This is a genomic window from Nonomuraea sp. NPDC005650 (genome assembly GCF_040605375.1).
Lineage (GTDB): Bacteria > Actinomycetota > Actinomycetes > Streptosporangiales > Streptosporangiaceae > Nonomuraea.
The window spans coordinates 201,168-216,511 of sequence record NZ_JBEXCR010000009.1; the positions used below are offsets into that span (position 1 = coordinate 201,168).

Below are 15,344 nucleotides of genomic sequence, written 5' to 3' on the forward strand. Positions count from 1 at the left end.
GTCAGTTCTCCCCCCTGATCTCCAGTGTGCAGCACTTGGGACCCCCGCCTGCTTTACGCAGTTCCGACAGGTCGACGGGGATGACCTCGTAGCCGCGCCGCTTCAGCTCCAGCTGGAGGTCGGATGCCTCGGCGTTGATGACGACGTTCCTGCCGTCGCTGACGGCGTTCAAACCGAGCACCTCGGCGTCCCCGGCGCCGGCGAGCACCGCGTCGGGGAACAGCTTGCGCAGCACCTTCCTGCTGCCCTCGGAGAACGCCTCCGGGTAGTACGCCACGTTGCGCCCGTCGAGCGGGAACAACGCCGTGTCCAGGTGGTAGAAGCGCGGGTCCACCAACGTCAGGGAGATCACCGGGCGGCCCAGGAACTCCTGCGCCTCCTGGTGCGCCAGCACGTCCGTGCGGAAGCCGGTGCCGGCCAGGATGACGTCGTCGAGCGTGAGGAAGTCGCCCTCGCCCTCGTTGACGTGCCGCGGCTCGTGCGCCGGGTAGCCGCGCTCGGTGAACCACCGCAGGTAGGCCGGGCCCTCGGGACCGCGCTCGGCGTGGGCGAACCGGGCGCCGTAGACGCGGCCGTCCACGACCAGCGCGCCGTTGGCGGCGAAGACCATGTCGGGCAGCCCCTCGACCGGGTCGATCAGGCTGACCTGGTGCCCGAGCTCCTCGTACGCCGCCTTCAGCCCCTCCCACTGCCGGACCGCCAGATCGCGGTCGGCGCCGGCCTCGGGATGCATCCACGGGTTGATCGCGTACTCGACCGTGAAGTAGTCCGGACGGCACATCAGGAAGTGTTTGGGCATGCAGGTCTCCGTCGAGGTTTGTTGATGGATGTCCCGTTCGAAGGGGACGGAGACAGCCTAAGAATGCATGTTTATGCAGGCCAAGCGTCCGGCATTGCGTGTTCGCGCGGGTCTGTTGCGTCTTTCAGAGTTGCGAATGCGATCCGTTGCGCGGCTCCGGAACGGCGGTGCCAGGAGGTGCGTCCACGAGCCGCGAGAGCACGATGGAGCTCTTGGTCCGCACCACGAACGACTCCGCCGCGATGCGCTCGATCACCCGCTCCACGTGGCGCACGTCCGTGGCCCTGATGTGCAGCAGCGCGTCCGCCTCACCCGTGATCGTGGCCGCCCCGACCACTTCGGGGAACTTGGCCACGGCCAGCGCGATGTCCGACGGCTTCGTCTTGCCCTGGCAGAACAGCTCGACGTACGCCTCGGTCGTCCAGCCGAGCGCCTGCGGCGCCACCCTCGCGCTGAACCCGGTGATCGCCCCCGCCTCGCGCAACCGATCCACCCGGCGCTTGACCGCCGACGCGCTCAGCCCCACGAGGTGTCCGATGTCCGCGTAGGTCGCGCGGGCGTCCTCGACGAGCGCCGCGATGATGTCACGATCGAGCCGGTCCAGTTCCACGCGCTCTGTATACCGCCTGGCCAGGCTGGCGCGCGACGAGCGGCACGCGGGAGACTGGGCAGGCAGACAGCCACCGGAGGGTATCCGCCAGAATGAGCACCACAAGCTTCCCCGAGGATTTCGTGTGGGGAGTGTCGACCTCGGCCTTTCAAATCGAGGGGGCGACGTCCGCCGACGGCCGCGGGCCGTCCATTTGGGACGTCTTTTCCGCCGACCGCGCCGAGGCCTGTGACCATTACCACCGCTATCCCGAAGACGTGCGGTTGATGAAAGACCTGGGAACGGCCGCATATCGGTTCTCGGTGAGCTGGCCCCGGGTGTTCCCCGGTGGTTCTGGCAAGGCGAACGAGGCCGGGCTCGACTTTTACGACCGGTTACTCGACGAGCTTCTCGCGGCCGGCATCACGCCTTATGCGACCCTTTATCACTGGGATCTGCCGCAGGCGCTGGAGGACCTCGGCGGCTGGACCTCCCGTGACGTCGCCCACCGTTTCGCCGACTACGCCGCCGCCGTTCACGGCCGGATCGGGGACCGCGTCGACACCTGGTTCACGCTGAACGAGCCGTGGGTGGCGGCCTTCCTGGGATACGGCGCCGGGATCCACGCGCCGGGCCGGAAATCGGCGGCCGAGGCGTTCCGGAGCGCCCACCACATGATGCTCGCGCACGGGCTGGCCACGCGGGCCCTGCGCGCCGCCGGGGCGGCCCGGGTGGGGACGGTGCTCAACATCTCGCCCGTCCTGACGCCCGCCCAGGTCAGCGACTTCGGCAGGCCGTTGTCGGAGGAGGACGCCGAGGCCGTGGCCAGGATCGACACCCTGGCCAACCGGCAGTTCCTGGAGCCGCTGCTGCGCGGCTCGTACCCCGCCGAGCTCCTGCCCATCATCGAGAGACACGGCGGCCTCGACCACGTCCGCGACGGCGACCTCGACATCATCGCCCAGCCCCTCGACCTGCTCGGCGTCAATTACTACTCGCCTTCCGTGGTGCAGGCCCAGCCCAGCGAACCCGCCGACCCGGCCTATCCCGGGAGCGAGGGCGTGCTGTTCTGCACGGTTCCGACGGCGGTCACCGCGATGGGCTGGCCGATCGTGCCCAATTGCCTCTCGCTGGTGTTGCGGCGCCTTTCCGCGGAATATCCGGAGCTCGACCTGATGGTCACCGAGAACGGTGCCGACTTCGTCGACGTGGTGACCGGCGACGGCATTCACGACGTCGAGCGGATCAGCTTCATCGAGGAGCATCTGCGGGCCCTGCATTCGGCCGTCGCGGACGGCGCCCGCGTTCGCGGATATCTCGTCTGGACCCTGCTCGACAGCTTCGAATGGGCCGAGGGCTACCAGCGGAAGTTCGGCCTCGTGCACGTCGATTTCGCCACCCAGAAACGGCGCCTGAAGGACAGCGCCCGATGGTACGGCGACGTCATCCGGCGCAACGGCCTCACCGAGACCCCGCCCAGGCGGCCCACGCTCGAAACCGTCGCCGCCCGCGCCGGCGTCTCCCGCGCCACCGTCTCACGCGTGGTCAACGGCGAGGCGTCGGTGAGCCCCGAGGTCCGGACGGCGGTGATGCGGGCCGTCAAGGAGCTCGGCTACGTGCCCAACGCCGCCGCCCGCAGCCTGGTCACCCGGCGGACCAACGCGATCGCCCTCGTCCTGTCCGTCCCCAGGCAGGGGGACGCGCTGACCGCCGCCGTCGTGCAGTACGTCACCAGCATGCTGGAGGGCGCGGGCAAGCAGATCACGCTCATGCTGGCCGACACGGCCGAGAGCCACCGGCGCATCGTCCAGCAGGCGGAGGCCCGGCTGGTCGACGGCGTCGTGCTGCTGCCGTCCGACCGGGGCGACACGCTGGCCGAGCGGCTCTCGCGTACCGACGTGCCGATCGTGCTCCTCGGCAAGCCGGCCGTCGCCTCGCTGGTGCCGTACGTGGACGTGGACAACGCCGGGGGCGCGGCCGCCGCCACCGAGCACCTCCTCGCGCGGGGGCGCCGCCGGATCGGCATGATCTGCGGGCCCACGGACTTGGTCTCCGTCCAGGACCGCCTGGCCGGGCACCGGGCGGCGCTGCAGCGGGCGAGCAAGCAGCCGCTGCTGGCCCTCGCCGACCTCACCCGCGCCTCGGGCGCGGCGGCGGCCCGGCAGCTCCTCGGGGACGAGCCGGCGCTGGACGCGGTGTTCGCGGCCACCGACCAGCTGGCCATCGGGGCGCTGCAGGCCGCGCGGGAGCTGGGCCGGCGGGTGCCCGAGGACCTGGCGATCGTGGGCTTCGACGACATCGACGCCGCCTCGGCCACCACACCGGGGCTGACCACCGTGCGGGTTCCGCTGGCGGAGCAGGCGCTGGCCGTCGCGCGGCTGCTGCTGTCCCGGCTGGAGGGCCGCCACACCACCTCCGTCGTGCTGCCGACCCGGCTCGTGGTCAGGGAGTCGACCTGATCCTCGCGCCAAGGGCGTGCTCTGCGTGAGGGGCGGGCTCTGTGTGAGGGGTGCGGCGCCGGGTTGGGGGCGGGCTCTGCCGGGGGTTTCGGCGTGGTCGGGTTTCAGGAGCGGGTGCGGCGGTGGAGCACGATGCGTTCGGCCCAGCTGGCCGCCTCGGGGTCCCGCAGGCCCTCCACCACGCCGCCCAGGTACGCCGTGGCCAGGCTGTCGAAGCCGCGCTCGAGCTGACGCAGCCGGCCGGCCCTGCGCCGGTCCACCGCCTGGAGGTATTGCGCGATGCTCTCCGCGTACCCGGCGTCCTGCTGGTAGGCGGCCTGGGCGGCGGCGCAGGTGCGGGCCTCGGCGTCGCGCTTGGCCCGCAGCTCCCGTAACCGCCGGTCGTTGGGGTTGTGCATCCGCCGCCCCAGGTCGGCGGCGATCAGGGCGGTGGCGACCAGGAGGGTCAGGAGCAGGGTCATGGTGGGCAGCTGGCTGACGTCGTCCGAGACGGGCCCGATGTTCTGCCCGTCCACGACCAGCGGCTTGACCAGGGCGTCGCGGCGTAGCACGGCCACGGCGACGATGAGGCCGAGCCAGACGAGCGCCACCCCGGCCAGCAGCCACCGCCCCTTGGCCGGGCTGCCGTGCTCCTGCCACGCCCGGAACGCGCGGCCGTACAGGTGCGGGGCCACCAGCATGATCAGGGCCGCTCCGGCCGCGAGGAGCGCGGTCATCGCCACGCTGTCGCCCCAGTTGAGGATGACCTGGTAGAGGATGGGCACCTCGACGATCAGCAGGAGCAGCAGGAGCAGCGCGGCGGGCAGCCAGCGGCGGACGACCGGCCAGTGGCTGCCCGAGAGGGCGATGGAGCTGGGCCGCCCGTCGCCCGGTCGCCGGCTCGGCTGCTCCAGCTCGGTGACCTGGCGCTGGCTGTCGTCCAGCGCCTTGCGCGCCTCCCCGAACGCCCGCTGCGACTCGGCGAGCCTGATCTTCTGCGACTCGAACTCGGCGCGCGCCCGCTGGATCTCCTGCTCGGTACGGTCCTCGATCTCGGCCAGCTCGGCCAGGCGCTCGTCCTCCAGCTCGTGGAAGCGCGGCACGCTGCCGGTCTGGAGCGTGAGCGTGTCGAGCTGGCCGTCGGCCGCGTGCCCGCGGCCGAGCTCGCGCTCGTCATTGCGGCGCCGCGCCCAGTCGGGCAGGTGGTAGAGATCGCCGTCGTACGCCACGGCAGGCGCGATGCGGGTGACCTGGCCAGGCTCGACGTCGTCGTCCTGCTTCCGGCGAATGAAGCGCATCGGGCCTCCTACCGCAGGGTCCTCCCTTCGATTGTGCGCCACCGGGCACCGGGAGCGGGTGGATGTCAAAATGATGATGTGAGCGAATTGCCGGTGATCGACGTCTCGCCCTTGCTCGCCGCCCCCGTTGGCCACACCGACCCCGCCCGCTCCGCCAAGCGGGCTGTGGCGGAGGCGATCGGGGACGCGTGCCGCGACAGCGGCTTCTTCTACGTCTCCGGCCACGGCGTGCCGCCGGACCTCCCGTACCGGCTCGACGCCGCGAGCAGGCGCTTCTTCGCCCTGCCCGAAGGGGTGAAGGCCGAGATCGCCATGGAACGGGGCGGCCGGGCCTGGCGCGGCTTCTTCCCGGTCGGCGACGAGCTGACCTCGGGGCGGCCCGACCTGAAGGAGGGCATCTACTTCGGCGCCGAGGAGCCGCCGGGCCCGCTGCCGCTGCACGGCCCGAACCTGTTCCCCGCCCAGGTGCCCGAGCTCCGCGACGCCGTGCTCGACTATCTCGGCACGATGACCGCGCTCGCCCAGGCCGTCATGTCGGGCATCGCCCTGAGCCTCGGCCTGGACGAGAACTACTTCCGTACCGGCTACACCGCCCAGCCGACCGTGCTTTTCCGGATATTTCATTATCCGCCCGCCCCGCCGGACGACCCCGACACCTGGGGCGTCGGCGAGCACACCGACTACGGCCTGCTGACCCTCCTCCTGCAGGACGCGAACGGCGGCCTCCAGGTGCGCACCCCGCGCGGCTGGGTCGAGGCCCCGCCCCTGGAGAACACGTTCGTCTGCAACATCGGCGACATGCTCGACAAGCTCACCGGCGGCCAGTACCGCTCGACCCCGCACCGGGTGCGCAACCTGAGCGGCAACGAGCGCCTGAGCTTCCCGTTCTTCTTCGACCCCGGCTGGGACAGCGAGGTACCGCCGCTGCCGTACGCCCCCGGCCGCCGCTGGGACGGCCAGGTGGACTTCACCGGCACCTACGGCGAGTACCTGCTGTCCAAGGTCTCCAAGGTCTTCCCGCGCCTCTTCGGGACCCTCTGAGAGCCTCAGCTCGTCGAGAACGTGAACCAGTTCACGTTGACGAAGTCGGCCGGCTGACCGCTGCTGAAGGTCAGGTACACGGTGTGCGTACCCGTCACGGCCGAGATGTTGGCCGGCACCGTACGCCAGCTCTGCCACCCGCCCGTGTTGGCGAGCGCGAAGTCGCCGATGGGAGCGGCGGTGGGGCTGTCCAGCCGGACCTGCACCAGCCCGCTCACCCCGGCCGCGGCCCCGGACGCCACCCTGGCCTTGAACTGGTGGGCGGCCTCGGTCCCGAAGTTCACGCCGTCGAAGCGGAGCCAGTCGCCGTTGGTGATCGCCCCGACGTTCTGACCGCCGCCGGTGTCCGTGGTGGTCTCGACGATGGTGCCGGACTGCGCCTGGTACTGCTCGGCCTGGATCGTCGAACGGGCGTCCACGCCCCCGGGCGGGTTGGTCGGAGGGGTGCCGCTCCCGCTCTGCCACACGGCCACGTAGTCGACCAGCATCGACCGCCCCGGCACGGTCGCCGCCGTGGGCGTCGGGCCGCCGAGCGCGTCGGGGAACGCCCCGCCCATCGCCACGTTGAGCAGCAGGAAGTAGCCCGCGTGCCCGGTCATGTTGGACCAGGTCGTCGCGTCGAACTGCGACTGGCTGACGCTGTGGAACTGCTGGCCGTCCACGTACCACCGCAACTGGTTGGGGCTCACGCTGCGGTCCCACTCGAAGCGGTACGCGTGGAACGCCGACTGGCACGTCGAGCCGGGGCAGGCGCGGTTGGCGCCCAGGCCGGTGGTCTCCTGGCACGGGCCGCCCGGGTTGACGCCGCAGTGGAGCACGCCCCAGACGGCGTTGATGCCGTTGACGTTCTCCATGATGTCGAACTCGCCGATCCCCGGCCAGTTCCAGTAGTTCCCCCGGTACGGCGCCCCGAGCGCCCAGAACGCCGGCCAGTAGCCCAGCGCGGCGTCGCCGGTCACGTTCGGCATCTGGATGCGGCCCTCGATGCGCAGGATGCGGCCGTCGGCGGGCTTGAAGTCGGCCCGCCTGGACTCGATGCGCGCCGAGGTCCACTCGCCCGAGCCGCTGCGCTGCGGCGTGATGCGGAGGTTGCCCGTGCCGTCGAGGCTGAGGTTGGAGGTGCTGGAGGTGTAGTTCTGGATCTCTCCGGTGCCCCAGTTGCCGGGGCCGCCGGGGTAGGAGTGTCCCGTGTCGACGATCCAGTTGGCCGACGAGGGCAGCGTGTTGGCGGTGCCGTCGAAGTCGTCCGACCAGACCAGCGACCAGCCCGACGGGGTGGGCGGGACTGCGGCCGAGGCGCTGACGGCCACGTTGACGAGCAGGCCGCTGAGCGCCGCGAGCGCCACGGCCACCGCCGCCATTCGGCGCCGGTGCCGGGTGGCTGTTGTCATCGTTGCTCCCTGGGGGGTGGGGTATCGGCTCAAAGAGAGCGCTCTCTGAGCCGATGTCAACACAGCCTTAACCTGCTGTCAACGTTCCGTGGTAACCACGGCGAGCCGCTGCGGGAGCGCTCTCCTACAGGAGATCCACCGCGCTCGCGCCGGAAGCCTCGAAGGCTTCCCTCCAGAAGCTTTCGAGCAGCGGGAACCGGTCGGGGTTCGACGTCTTCTCCCGCAGGAAGCCGTGCACGACCACCGTGCAGCCGGTCAGGTCGGGCAGCAGCCGCGCGTCCCGCAGCTCCTTGATCTTCTGCTTGCGCGCGCCCTCGCTCAGGTCCAGCTTGTTGATGTTCAGGTCGCCCCGGTTGTTGATCAGGTCGCTGAACACGATGATCTGGTGCGGCCGGTCCGGCTGCCGTTGCGCGCCGAGCTGCTTGACCACGTACCGCAGGGCACCCAGCACGTCGGACCCCTCGCCCTCCTCCGGGCAGTCGAACAACTTCACCGCCCTCGGCACCACCTCCGTGATCCGGTGCGCCCTGACGCGCTCCTCGACCACGGGGTTGTCGTTGGGGTTCTCGGCCCGGGTGGCGGCGATGGGCACCGGGTCCTGGCGGCAGGTGCTGCTCTCCGAGCTGCCGGTGACGGCCGCGAACCCGATCCAGTCGCAGCCCTGGGCGAAGGCGGGCAGCTTGGAGGTGACGTCGTTCCTGGAGGCGGCGGGGTCGGCGTAACTGGTCGAGTCCACGACCACGCCGCACACCGCCCCGGCCTCGGTCCCGCACCCCGCGACCCCGGCCGCGACCAGCACAAGCACCGCCACCACCGCCCCGACCCCACGCACCCGCGCCCCGCGCGCCAGGGGAGACCGTTCCCGACTGCGTGCCGGGGGACGCCGTTCCCCGGCCCTCGCCCCCGCCTTCGGCCTGCGCGCCAGAGGGCCCCGTTCCCGAGCCCCCGCCCCTGCCTCCGGTCTGCGCGCCGCGTCGTCGCCGTGCTCCTCGGCTCTCACTCGCCCTCCCGCTCGCGCCCCGAAGCACGATCGTCCGGCGTGCCGGCGGCGGGAGGGCCGTCCTCGGCTTCCCCCGCGTCGTGGCGCTCCGCCGGCGGCGGTGGGGACAGCTGCCGGCGCGCCCCTCCGGGCAGCTCGCGGGGCATCACCTCGGCGTGCCACACCTCGATCCGGTCCTCGACCTCCCGCAGGATCCGCCCGATCTCCTCCCGCCCCGAGACCGCCGTGACGCTCTCGCCCGTGGCGCCCACCGCGATGACCTCGCCCTTCCACAGGGACGGGATCTCCTCCTTGCGCGGATGGGCCCGCAGCACCCCGCCCTTGTACGCGGCGATGAGCTGCTCCGCCCTGGCGTGCACGGCCTCCACCTCGTGGTCGCGCTCGATCAGCGCGCTCTCCCACTCCTGGGTGAGGTGCTCGATGCGGGCCCTGGCCCGCTGCACGCCGGCGTTCGCCTCCTCCACCACGACCCGCCGCCGCGCCTCCGCCCGCCGCACCCTGGCCTCCGCGATCGAGATGAACGCGTCCGGCGACTGCCCGTCACCCTCATCCCCGTCAGGCACGTGACCGTTGACGGGGCCAGGTTCCGGCCGCGTGTCACTTCTGTTCAGCTCCCGCAAGATCACCTCGCGCGCCCCCAGCGCCCGCTCCAGAATCGCGGTACGGGTGGCCGCCAACCGCCGATCGACCTCGGTGACCTGCTCACGGGCCAGCGCCCGGACCTCGGTGACGTACGCGGGCTGGAACTCCGGATCGGTGAACTCGCCCAAAGGATGCTCCCGGGCGTCCCGCATCCCCCGCCGACGCGCTTCCTCCCGCTCGGCCGGCGGATCACTCCGCTTGAACAGCCGCGACAAGAACGCCATGCGCGTCTCCTGGCTTCAGCCGGACCCGTGTCCCTGCCCCCAGACTAAACGGCCACTTTCCGGAATGGCGGCGATGTCCCCGCCCGTGCCCGGCGTCGATATGGCTGCGCGCCCCGAAGAGGGGAACGTCGCCCGAGCCGCAGTCATGGACGGCGAGGTATTCGTGGTGGCACAGATACTTCCCCATGCCGATGCGTAGTCTTATGGTCACGGTGAGAAGTCCTTTGTGGCGATGGGAGGCTCCGGCGTGGGCAAGCACGAAGGCGACAAGAAGAAGGACAAACCCTTCAAACCGGAGCCGATAAAGCCTCAGCAAGGCGACAAAAACCCAAGTGGTGGCCAGCACGGCGGCAATAAGAAGTGACGCCGCCGGACGTTGGGCAGCGGATCGAGCAGATGATCGCGGAAATTCCGCCGGCCGCTCAACGTACGGAACGCGTCTTTGACGCGATGCGGGCCGTGCCCCGCCATCCCTTCATTCCCGTGTATGCGCAAGCCCTTCTCGGCGCCGCGGAGGTCGAGCAGATCATCGACCGTGACGCCGACCCCGAAACGTGGTGGAACGCCGTCTACAGCGACTCCGTGATCGTCACCCAGGTCAACGACGGGGCAGGCGAGATCATGCCAGGCTCGGAGGACCCCACCTCCTCGGCATCCGCGCCCAGCACGGTCGCGGACCTGCTGGGATGGCTGGATCCGGTGCCAGGACAGAGAGTGCTGGAGATCGGCACCGGCACCGGCTGGACCGCCGCGTTGCTGACGCATCTCGTCGGTGAGCACGGGTCGGTGACGTCGATCGAGGTGGACGAGGCGATCGCCGGGCAGGCGGCCAAGAACGTGGCCGCGGCCGGAGCCCAGCCACTCATGATCATCGGTGACGGAGCGAAGGGCTGCGCGGACCGGGCGCCGTTCGACCGAGTTCACGTCACATGTGGTGTCCGCACCGTGCCCTACGCCTGGGTCGAGCAGACCAGGCCGGGCGGCGTGATCGTGCTGCCGTACTGTCCCGGGCTCGGAAACGGACATGGGCTGCGGCTCACCGTGATGCCGGACGGCATCGCCCACGGCCGATTTCCTGGCTTCGCGGCGTACATGATGATGCGCTCCCAGCGCCCGCCCGACGCCATCCCGGACGACGGCAACGGCCAGGACCTCGTCACCCGGATCGACCCGCGCACGATCGCTTACGCTCCCGCGGGCGCGTTGCTCGCGATGGCCGCCCTCACGGGCTTGCAGGTCACCTTCAAGGGGGAGGGCGACCAGCTCTTTCTATGGGTGATGGACCAGAGCGATCCCGGCGTGTGGACGCTGATCACCTACGCGCCCGGTCATCAGGAATATGAGGTGTACCAGCTCGGCGACCGTCCCCTGTGGGAGGAGGTCACAGACGCCTACTTCCGTTGGGTGAGCTGGGGAGAGCCAGGCCACGACAGATTCGGCATGACCGTCACACCCGATGGGCAGCGGATCTGGCTCGATGCCCCAGGGCACACGCTCGCTGGGCGAGCTGGGGATCAATATCCGCAGCAGCTCCGGCAGGCTGACGATCGACTACCGCACCACACGCCGCCTTCAGCCCCTTGAGGGTGTCGGGAAGGGCCAAAAGGACCCGGCAGTCGGCGCCGGAGGGGGCCGGCATCCTACGTCGGGTTGCCGTTCAGCGGTGTTGTGTCCTGGCCGGCGGGTGGCCGGGAGGCGGAGTGGTCTGAGCGGGTGTCAGGCGGCCCGCCGCCTCGTCGGTCAAGGGGCGGGTCGGCCATGGCGCAGGGGTTGCGCCGGAAGGCGCCTCGATGAGGACGCCTGAGCCCCGAGCGCGAAGCGCTCCTTCGTGCTCGGGGTGGGTGTCAGCGGGCCCACTTGGTGATTGGGCGGCGGGCGGGTGGCTTGGGCCTGCCTACCCCTTGTCGGCCTCGCCGGTGGCCTGCTCGAGCTGGTCCTCGGGAGAGGCCTCGAGGTCCTGCTCGGCGTCGGCGCCGGCCTGGGCGGAGGCCTTGTCGAGGCGGACCCAGCTCGTCACGCTCTCCACCGCGAACAGCACGAAGAGGTACGCCGTCAGCACCGCCAGCACGGGCGTCAGGATGCCGAGCGCGGCGCCCAGGCCGATGACCAGCAGGCGCAGCTCCCAGCCGAGCCCCGCGTGGAAGACCCAGGCGGGCGGCCAGATGCTCTGGCGGGTCCGGTAGACGGTGTCGTACGTGTGGTAGCCCACGACGTAGACCAGCACGAACAGCAGCCACTTGGGCGCGCCGGCGGCCAGGCCGATCGAGATCACGGCGAGGAACTCGGCGGCGCGCAGCAGCGGCGGGGTGAGCCAGTCGAAGCGGCCCAGGTGGTCGCGCGGCGTGGTCGGCAGCACGAGCAGCATCGTGGTCACGACGGGCAGCAGCAGGATCGGGCCGCCCTGGTCGAGCAGGCCGGTGACCAGGAAGGCGAGCACGGCCAGCACGGCCACGAGCGTGGCGGGCACGGGCGGCAGGCCCCGGCCGAGTTTGCCGACGAGGGCGTGGGCGAGCGGGCCGTCGTCACGGTAGGCGAGCAGGCGGGCGGTCTGGATGCGACGGCGTTCCTCGTCGGGGTCCGGCGTGGGGGTGGCCATGGCCTGCGGTTGGGTGATCATACGAGCGACCTCATGAGGCGTCCGGTGAGAGTGTAGGCGGCGGCGACGGAGCCCCAGATCACCAGGGTGAGGAAGGTGATCCGGGCGTCGAAGAGGGCGGCGGTGATCGCGATGGCCGCGAACCGCTCGCCGATGGGGAAGACGATCATCTTGCGGGCCCAGTGGACGGCGCGGAACTTGCCGGCCTTGGTCCACATCTTGAGCACGCCCCGCAGACCCTGGCTGCGCTCGACCTTGCGGCGCGTGAGGGCCTGGCGCAGGGCACGGTCGTCGGGGGCGTCCAGCGCCAGCGTGGGCAGCGGGGACGGGGGCTTGCGGCGGTTGGCGACGCCGAAGGAGAAGTCGAGCAGGTGGCGCACGGACTGCAGACCGATCGCGGCCAGCGCCAGGATCCAGATGTCGTCGCTGTTGCCCGAGACGACCCAGCCGACGGCCAGCCCGGCGAAGACCACGTACTCCTTGAACCGGTCGAACGTGGCGTCCAGCCAGGCCCCCAGCACGCCGAACTTGCGCGCGTAGCGGGCGACCTGCCCGTCCACGCAGTCGAACACGAACGCGAAGTAGATCAGCACGCCGCCCAGCACCATCCACGGCCGGTCGCCGGTGGCGAAGCAGGCGGCCGCGGCCACGCCGAGCGCGATCGAGATCAGCGTCACCTGGTTGGGGGTCAGCCCGCGCCGGGCCGCCCAGCGGGCGATGAAGCGGGAGTAGGTGGAGACGAAGTACGTGGTGAAGAAGCCGTCGGCGCCCTTGACCGCGTTGTTGAGCCTGGCCCGGTCCTCGTTCATGCCGGCCATCTCGGCGCCGGCCTCGTTGACCTCTTCCTGGGTCGTGACCCGGCGGTAGAACAGGTCGCGACGGCCCCTGAGGCCGACCGACACGCCGTTGCGAACCAGGCCGAACACGATCAGCTGCACGAGGTCGTCGTCCTCGCCGAACTTGTCGGCCATCGCGGCCAGCTCGCGGCAGGTCTGCGCCAGCATGGGCGCGTTGCGCGCGCTCACGTGCAGCGGGCCGAGCAGGACGGCGTTGGGCCTGGTCACGGCGTGGCTCGCGGTGCCCACCGAGACCACGCGCGACTTGCCGACGCGCGAGCGGACGGGCAGCCCCTCAAGGCGGTTGAGGCCGATCTCGGGCTCGGCCTCGTCGATCGGGACGACGTCTTCCTGCGCGTCCTGTTCCTCCTCTGTCACCTCCGGCCGCGGCTCTTTGGCGACGAGCGCCAGCGCGCCGCGCTTGGCCTTGGTGATCTGGTAGATCAGCTCGTCGTGTATGAGGGAGTTTTCCGGGATGATGAAGAGGCTCTCCGTGGTGGCCTCTGCCACGTCGGCCAGCGCGCGCAGGGCGGTGGCCACGTCGCCTGACTCGATCGTGGCGAGCCGTGGATCCAGGGAAGTGAGCTGGCCGCGCAGGCGTTCGGCCACGGTGGGATTGCCGGGCAGCGCGGCCAGCCTCAGGCCGGTCGGAGAGTTTTCGGGGCCGGGCGAGGCACCCAGCAGGACCACGCGGGTCATGACTCCCTTTCGAGGCGGTAGCGGGGGGTTGAACAACGGGTAATGCGGGGACAGACGTCAAAGTCTAGTGAGAGTGACGCAAAGTCGCGTCACCAGAGCATGCCCGTAACGCCGCATCGGTGCGGCCGTAAGATGTCCGAGTGAGTCTCTACCGTGACGAAGGCGTAGTTCTACGCACCCAGAAGCTCGGTGAGGCCGACCGCATCGTCACCATCCTGGCGAAGCGTACCGGCAAGATCAGAGCCGTGGCGAGGGGCGTGCGCCGCACGAAGTCCCGCTTCGGCGCCAGGCTGGAGCCGTTCACGCATGTCGACCTGCAGCTGCACACCGGCCGTACGCTCGACGTCGTCACGCAGGCGGAGACCATCAGACCTTACGGCGAGGCGCTGGCCGTCGACTATCCCCGCTACACCGCGGGCAGCGCGATGCTGGAGACCGCCGACCGGCTGACGCACGGGGAGAAGGAACCGGCGCTGCGGCAGTTCCTGCTGCTGGTGGGCGGGTTGCGCACGCTCGCCGACCGCGATCATGAGGCCCGGCTGGTGCTGGACGCGTACTTCCTGCGCTCGCTGGCGGTGGCCGGCTACGCTCCCGCGCTCGAGGCGTGCGCCAAGTGCCAGGCGCCGGCGATCAGGGCGTTCGCCATCGTCGCAGGTGGCGTGGTGTGCGGGGCGTGCCGCCCGGCCGGCTCGGCGGTGCCCGCCGGGGAGACGATCGGGCTCATGACGGCGCTGCTGCGTGGCGACTGGGCCACCGCCGACGCCTCGGAGTCGCGCCACCGGAGTGAGTGCAGCGGCCTCGTTGCCGCATATCTGCAATGGCACCTCGAACACGGAATACGCTCTCTCCGACACGTCGAAAGGGAGCCTGTGTGAACGTACGACCTCCGACCCCGCATCCGTCGGGCGCGACGCCGCCGCCGATCCCGCGCGACCTGGTGCCCAAGCACGTCGCGATCATCATGGACGGCAACGGCCGCTGGGCCAAGGCCCGCGGCCTGCCCCGCGTCGAGGGCCACAAAGCCGGCGAATCTTCGCTGTTCGACGTCATCGAGGGGGCGCTTGAGCTGGGCGTCCCCTATCTGAGCGCGTTCGCGTTCTCCACGGAAAACTGGCGGCGGTCGCCCGACGAGGTGCGCTTCCTCATGGGGTTCAACCGCGACGTGATCCGGCGGCGGCGCGACGAGCTCAACGCCATGGGCGTGCGCGTCCGGTGGGCGGGCAAGCCGGGGCGGCTGTGGCGGAGCGTCATCTCGGAGCTGCAGACGGCCGAGGAGATGACTGTCGGTAACAGCAAGCTGACATTGCAGTTCTGCGTCAATTATGGCGGGCAGGCCGAGATCGTCGAGGCGGCCGTCAGGCTGGCCGAGGACATCGCGGCCGGGCGGGTCAAGCCGTCCAAGGTCAACGAGAAGGTGTTCGCGCGCTACCTGGACGAGCCGGAGATCCCCGAGGTGGATCTGTTCGTGCGGTCGTCGGGGGAGCAGCGCTTCTCGAACTTCCTGCTGTGGCAGTCGGCCTACGCCGAGATGGTGTTCCTCGACCGGCTCTGGCCCGACTTCGACCGCCGGGATCTGTGGGCGGCCTGTGAGATCTTCGCCAAGCGCGACCGGCGCTATGGCGGGGCGCTGCCCAACCCGGTCTGACCGGCCGCTCCACACCTTCACCGCCACCTTTCACCACCACGCCGCCCGCGCCCAGCTCGACGGTCGCACCGTCGCTGGGCCCCGGCCTCCGCACCCCCTCCGGCTCCGCGATCTGGACCCACGGGTGGCCTGTGGCTATACGTGGG

General features: G+C 70.7%; 13 protein-coding genes. 5 read left to right on the forward strand and 8 right to left on the reverse strand.

Annotated elements, in window-relative coordinates:
• Position 1: 1 nt before the first annotated feature.
• Together ddaH and ABZS69_RS17770 are read right to left on the reverse strand one after the other, a co-directional pair.
• Complete coding sequence (ddaH, locus tag ABZS69_RS17765) at positions 2-799, reverse strand: dimethylargininase (protein ID WP_355373025.1); 798 nt, start codon at positions 797-799, stop codon at positions 2-4.
• Between the two features lie 124 nt (positions 800-923).
• The gene (locus tag ABZS69_RS17770) at positions 924-1,409 is read right to left on the reverse strand and encodes an Lrp/AsnC family transcriptional regulator (protein WP_355373028.1); all 486 of its coding nucleotides are present in this window, start codon (positions 1,407-1,409) and stop codon (positions 924-926) included.
• A gap of 92 nt (positions 1,410-1,501) precedes the next feature.
• Between ABZS69_RS17770 and ABZS69_RS17775 the strand changes: the two genes are divergently transcribed.
• Entirely contained in the window at positions 1,502-3,847 is a 2,346-nt protein-coding gene (locus ABZS69_RS17775; RefSeq protein ID WP_355373031.1) for a GH1 family beta-glucosidase, read from the forward strand.
• Positions 3,848-3,951: 104 nt separating this feature from the next.
• Here ABZS69_RS17775 and ABZS69_RS17780 read toward each other — a convergent pair whose 3' ends face one another.
• Positions 3,952-5,124 carry a hypothetical protein gene (locus tag ABZS69_RS17780; RefSeq protein WP_355373033.1) on the reverse strand — a complete coding sequence of 391 codons (1,173 nt, stop codon included), beginning with the start codon at positions 5,122-5,124 and terminating at the stop codon, positions 3,952-3,954.
• Positions 5,125-5,202: 78 nt separating this feature from the next.
• On the opposite strand from ABZS69_RS17780, the gene ABZS69_RS17785 reads away from it, so the two are divergent.
• On the forward strand, positions 5,203-6,165 hold the full coding sequence (locus ABZS69_RS17785; RefSeq protein WP_355373036.1) for a 2-oxoglutarate and iron-dependent oxygenase domain-containing protein: 963 nt from the start codon (positions 5,203-5,205) through the stop codon (positions 6,163-6,165).
• Between the two features lie 5 nt (positions 6,166-6,170).
• On the opposite strand, the gene ABZS69_RS17790 is transcribed toward ABZS69_RS17785, so the two are convergent.
• From ABZS69_RS17790 to ABZS69_RS17800, 3 genes are all read right to left on the reverse strand, one after another.
• Positions 6,171-7,556 carry a glycoside hydrolase family 16 protein gene (locus tag ABZS69_RS17790; protein WP_355373039.1) on the reverse strand — a complete coding sequence of 462 codons (1,386 nt, stop codon included), beginning with the start codon at positions 7,554-7,556 and terminating at the stop codon, positions 6,171-6,173.
• A gap of 124 nt (positions 7,557-7,680) precedes the next feature.
• Positions 7,681-8,370, reverse strand: coding sequence for a vWA domain-containing protein (locus tag ABZS69_RS17795; RefSeq protein WP_355373042.1), 690 nt, complete (start codon positions 8,368-8,370; stop codon positions 7,681-7,683).
• A gap of 182 nt (positions 8,371-8,552) precedes the next feature.
• A complete protein-coding gene (locus tag ABZS69_RS17800) occupies positions 8,553-9,422 on the reverse strand; it encodes a hypothetical protein (RefSeq protein ID WP_355373044.1) in 870 nt (289 codons plus the stop codon).
• 483 nt (positions 9,423-9,905) lie between these two features.
• Here ABZS69_RS17800 and ABZS69_RS17805 point away from each other — a divergent pair, with 483 nt between their 5' ends.
• A complete protein-coding gene (locus tag ABZS69_RS17805) occupies positions 9,906-11,006 on the forward strand; it encodes a methyltransferase domain-containing protein (protein ID WP_355373047.1) in 1,101 nt (366 codons plus the stop codon).
• Positions 11,007-11,316: 310 nt separating this feature from the next.
• On the opposite strand, the gene ABZS69_RS17810 is transcribed toward ABZS69_RS17805, so the two are convergent.
• Both ABZS69_RS17810 and ABZS69_RS17815 read right to left on the reverse strand, forming a co-directional pair.
• Positions 11,317-12,039 (reverse strand): DUF5941 domain-containing protein, encoded by a 723-nt coding sequence (locus ABZS69_RS17810; RefSeq protein ID WP_355373050.1) that lies wholly within the window; start codon positions 12,037-12,039, stop codon positions 11,317-11,319.
• The gene (locus ABZS69_RS17815) at positions 12,036-13,553 is read right to left on the reverse strand and encodes a CDP-alcohol phosphatidyltransferase family protein (RefSeq protein ID WP_355373052.1); all 1,518 of its coding nucleotides are present in this window, start codon (positions 13,551-13,553) and stop codon (positions 12,036-12,038) included. The genes ABZS69_RS17810 and ABZS69_RS17815 overlap by 4 nt, the downstream gene beginning before the upstream one ends.
• Positions 13,554-13,693: 140 nt before the next feature.
• On the opposite strand from ABZS69_RS17815, the gene recO reads away from it, so the two are divergent.
• Together recO and ABZS69_RS17825 are read left to right on the forward strand one after the other, a co-directional pair.
• Entirely contained in the window at positions 13,694-14,428 is a 735-nt protein-coding gene (recO, locus tag ABZS69_RS17820; RefSeq protein WP_355373055.1) for a DNA repair protein RecO, read from the forward strand.
• Positions 14,371-15,198 (forward strand): isoprenyl transferase, encoded by an 828-nt coding sequence (locus tag ABZS69_RS17825; RefSeq protein WP_355373058.1) that lies wholly within the window; start codon positions 14,371-14,373, stop codon positions 15,196-15,198. Before recO ends, ABZS69_RS17825 begins: the two co-directional genes overlap by 58 nt.
• The last annotated feature ends 146 nt before the right edge of the window (positions 15,199-15,344 follow it).

Coding starts and splice junctions, on each gene's coding strand:
- ddaH (WP_355373025.1), bottom strand. CDS start 799: ATGCCCAAACACTTCCTGATGTGCCGTCCGGACTACTTCACGGTCGAG.
- ABZS69_RS17810 (WP_355373050.1), bottom strand. CDS start 12,039: ATGATCACCCAACCGCAGGCCATGGCCACCCCCACGCCGGACCCCGAC.
- ABZS69_RS17800 (WP_355373044.1), bottom strand. CDS start 9,422: ATGGCGTTCTTGTCGCGGCTGTTCAAGCGGAGTGATCCGCCGGCCGAG.
- ABZS69_RS17790 (WP_355373039.1), bottom strand. CDS start 7,556: ATGACAACAGCCACCCGGCACCGGCGCCGAATGGCGGCGGTGGCCGTG.
- ABZS69_RS17815 (WP_355373052.1), bottom strand. CDS start 13,553: ATGACCCGCGTGGTCCTGCTGGGTGCCTCGCCCGGCCCCGAAAACTCT.
- ABZS69_RS17775 (WP_355373031.1), top strand. CDS start 1,502: ATGAGCACCACAAGCTTCCCCGAGGATTTCGTGTGGGGAGTGTCGACC.
- ABZS69_RS17825 (WP_355373058.1), top strand. CDS start 14,371: ATGGCACCTCGAACACGGAATACGCTCTCTCCGACACGTCGAAAGGGA.
- ABZS69_RS17780 (WP_355373033.1), bottom strand. CDS start 5,124: ATGCGCTTCATTCGCCGGAAGCAGGACGACGACGTCGAGCCTGGCCAG.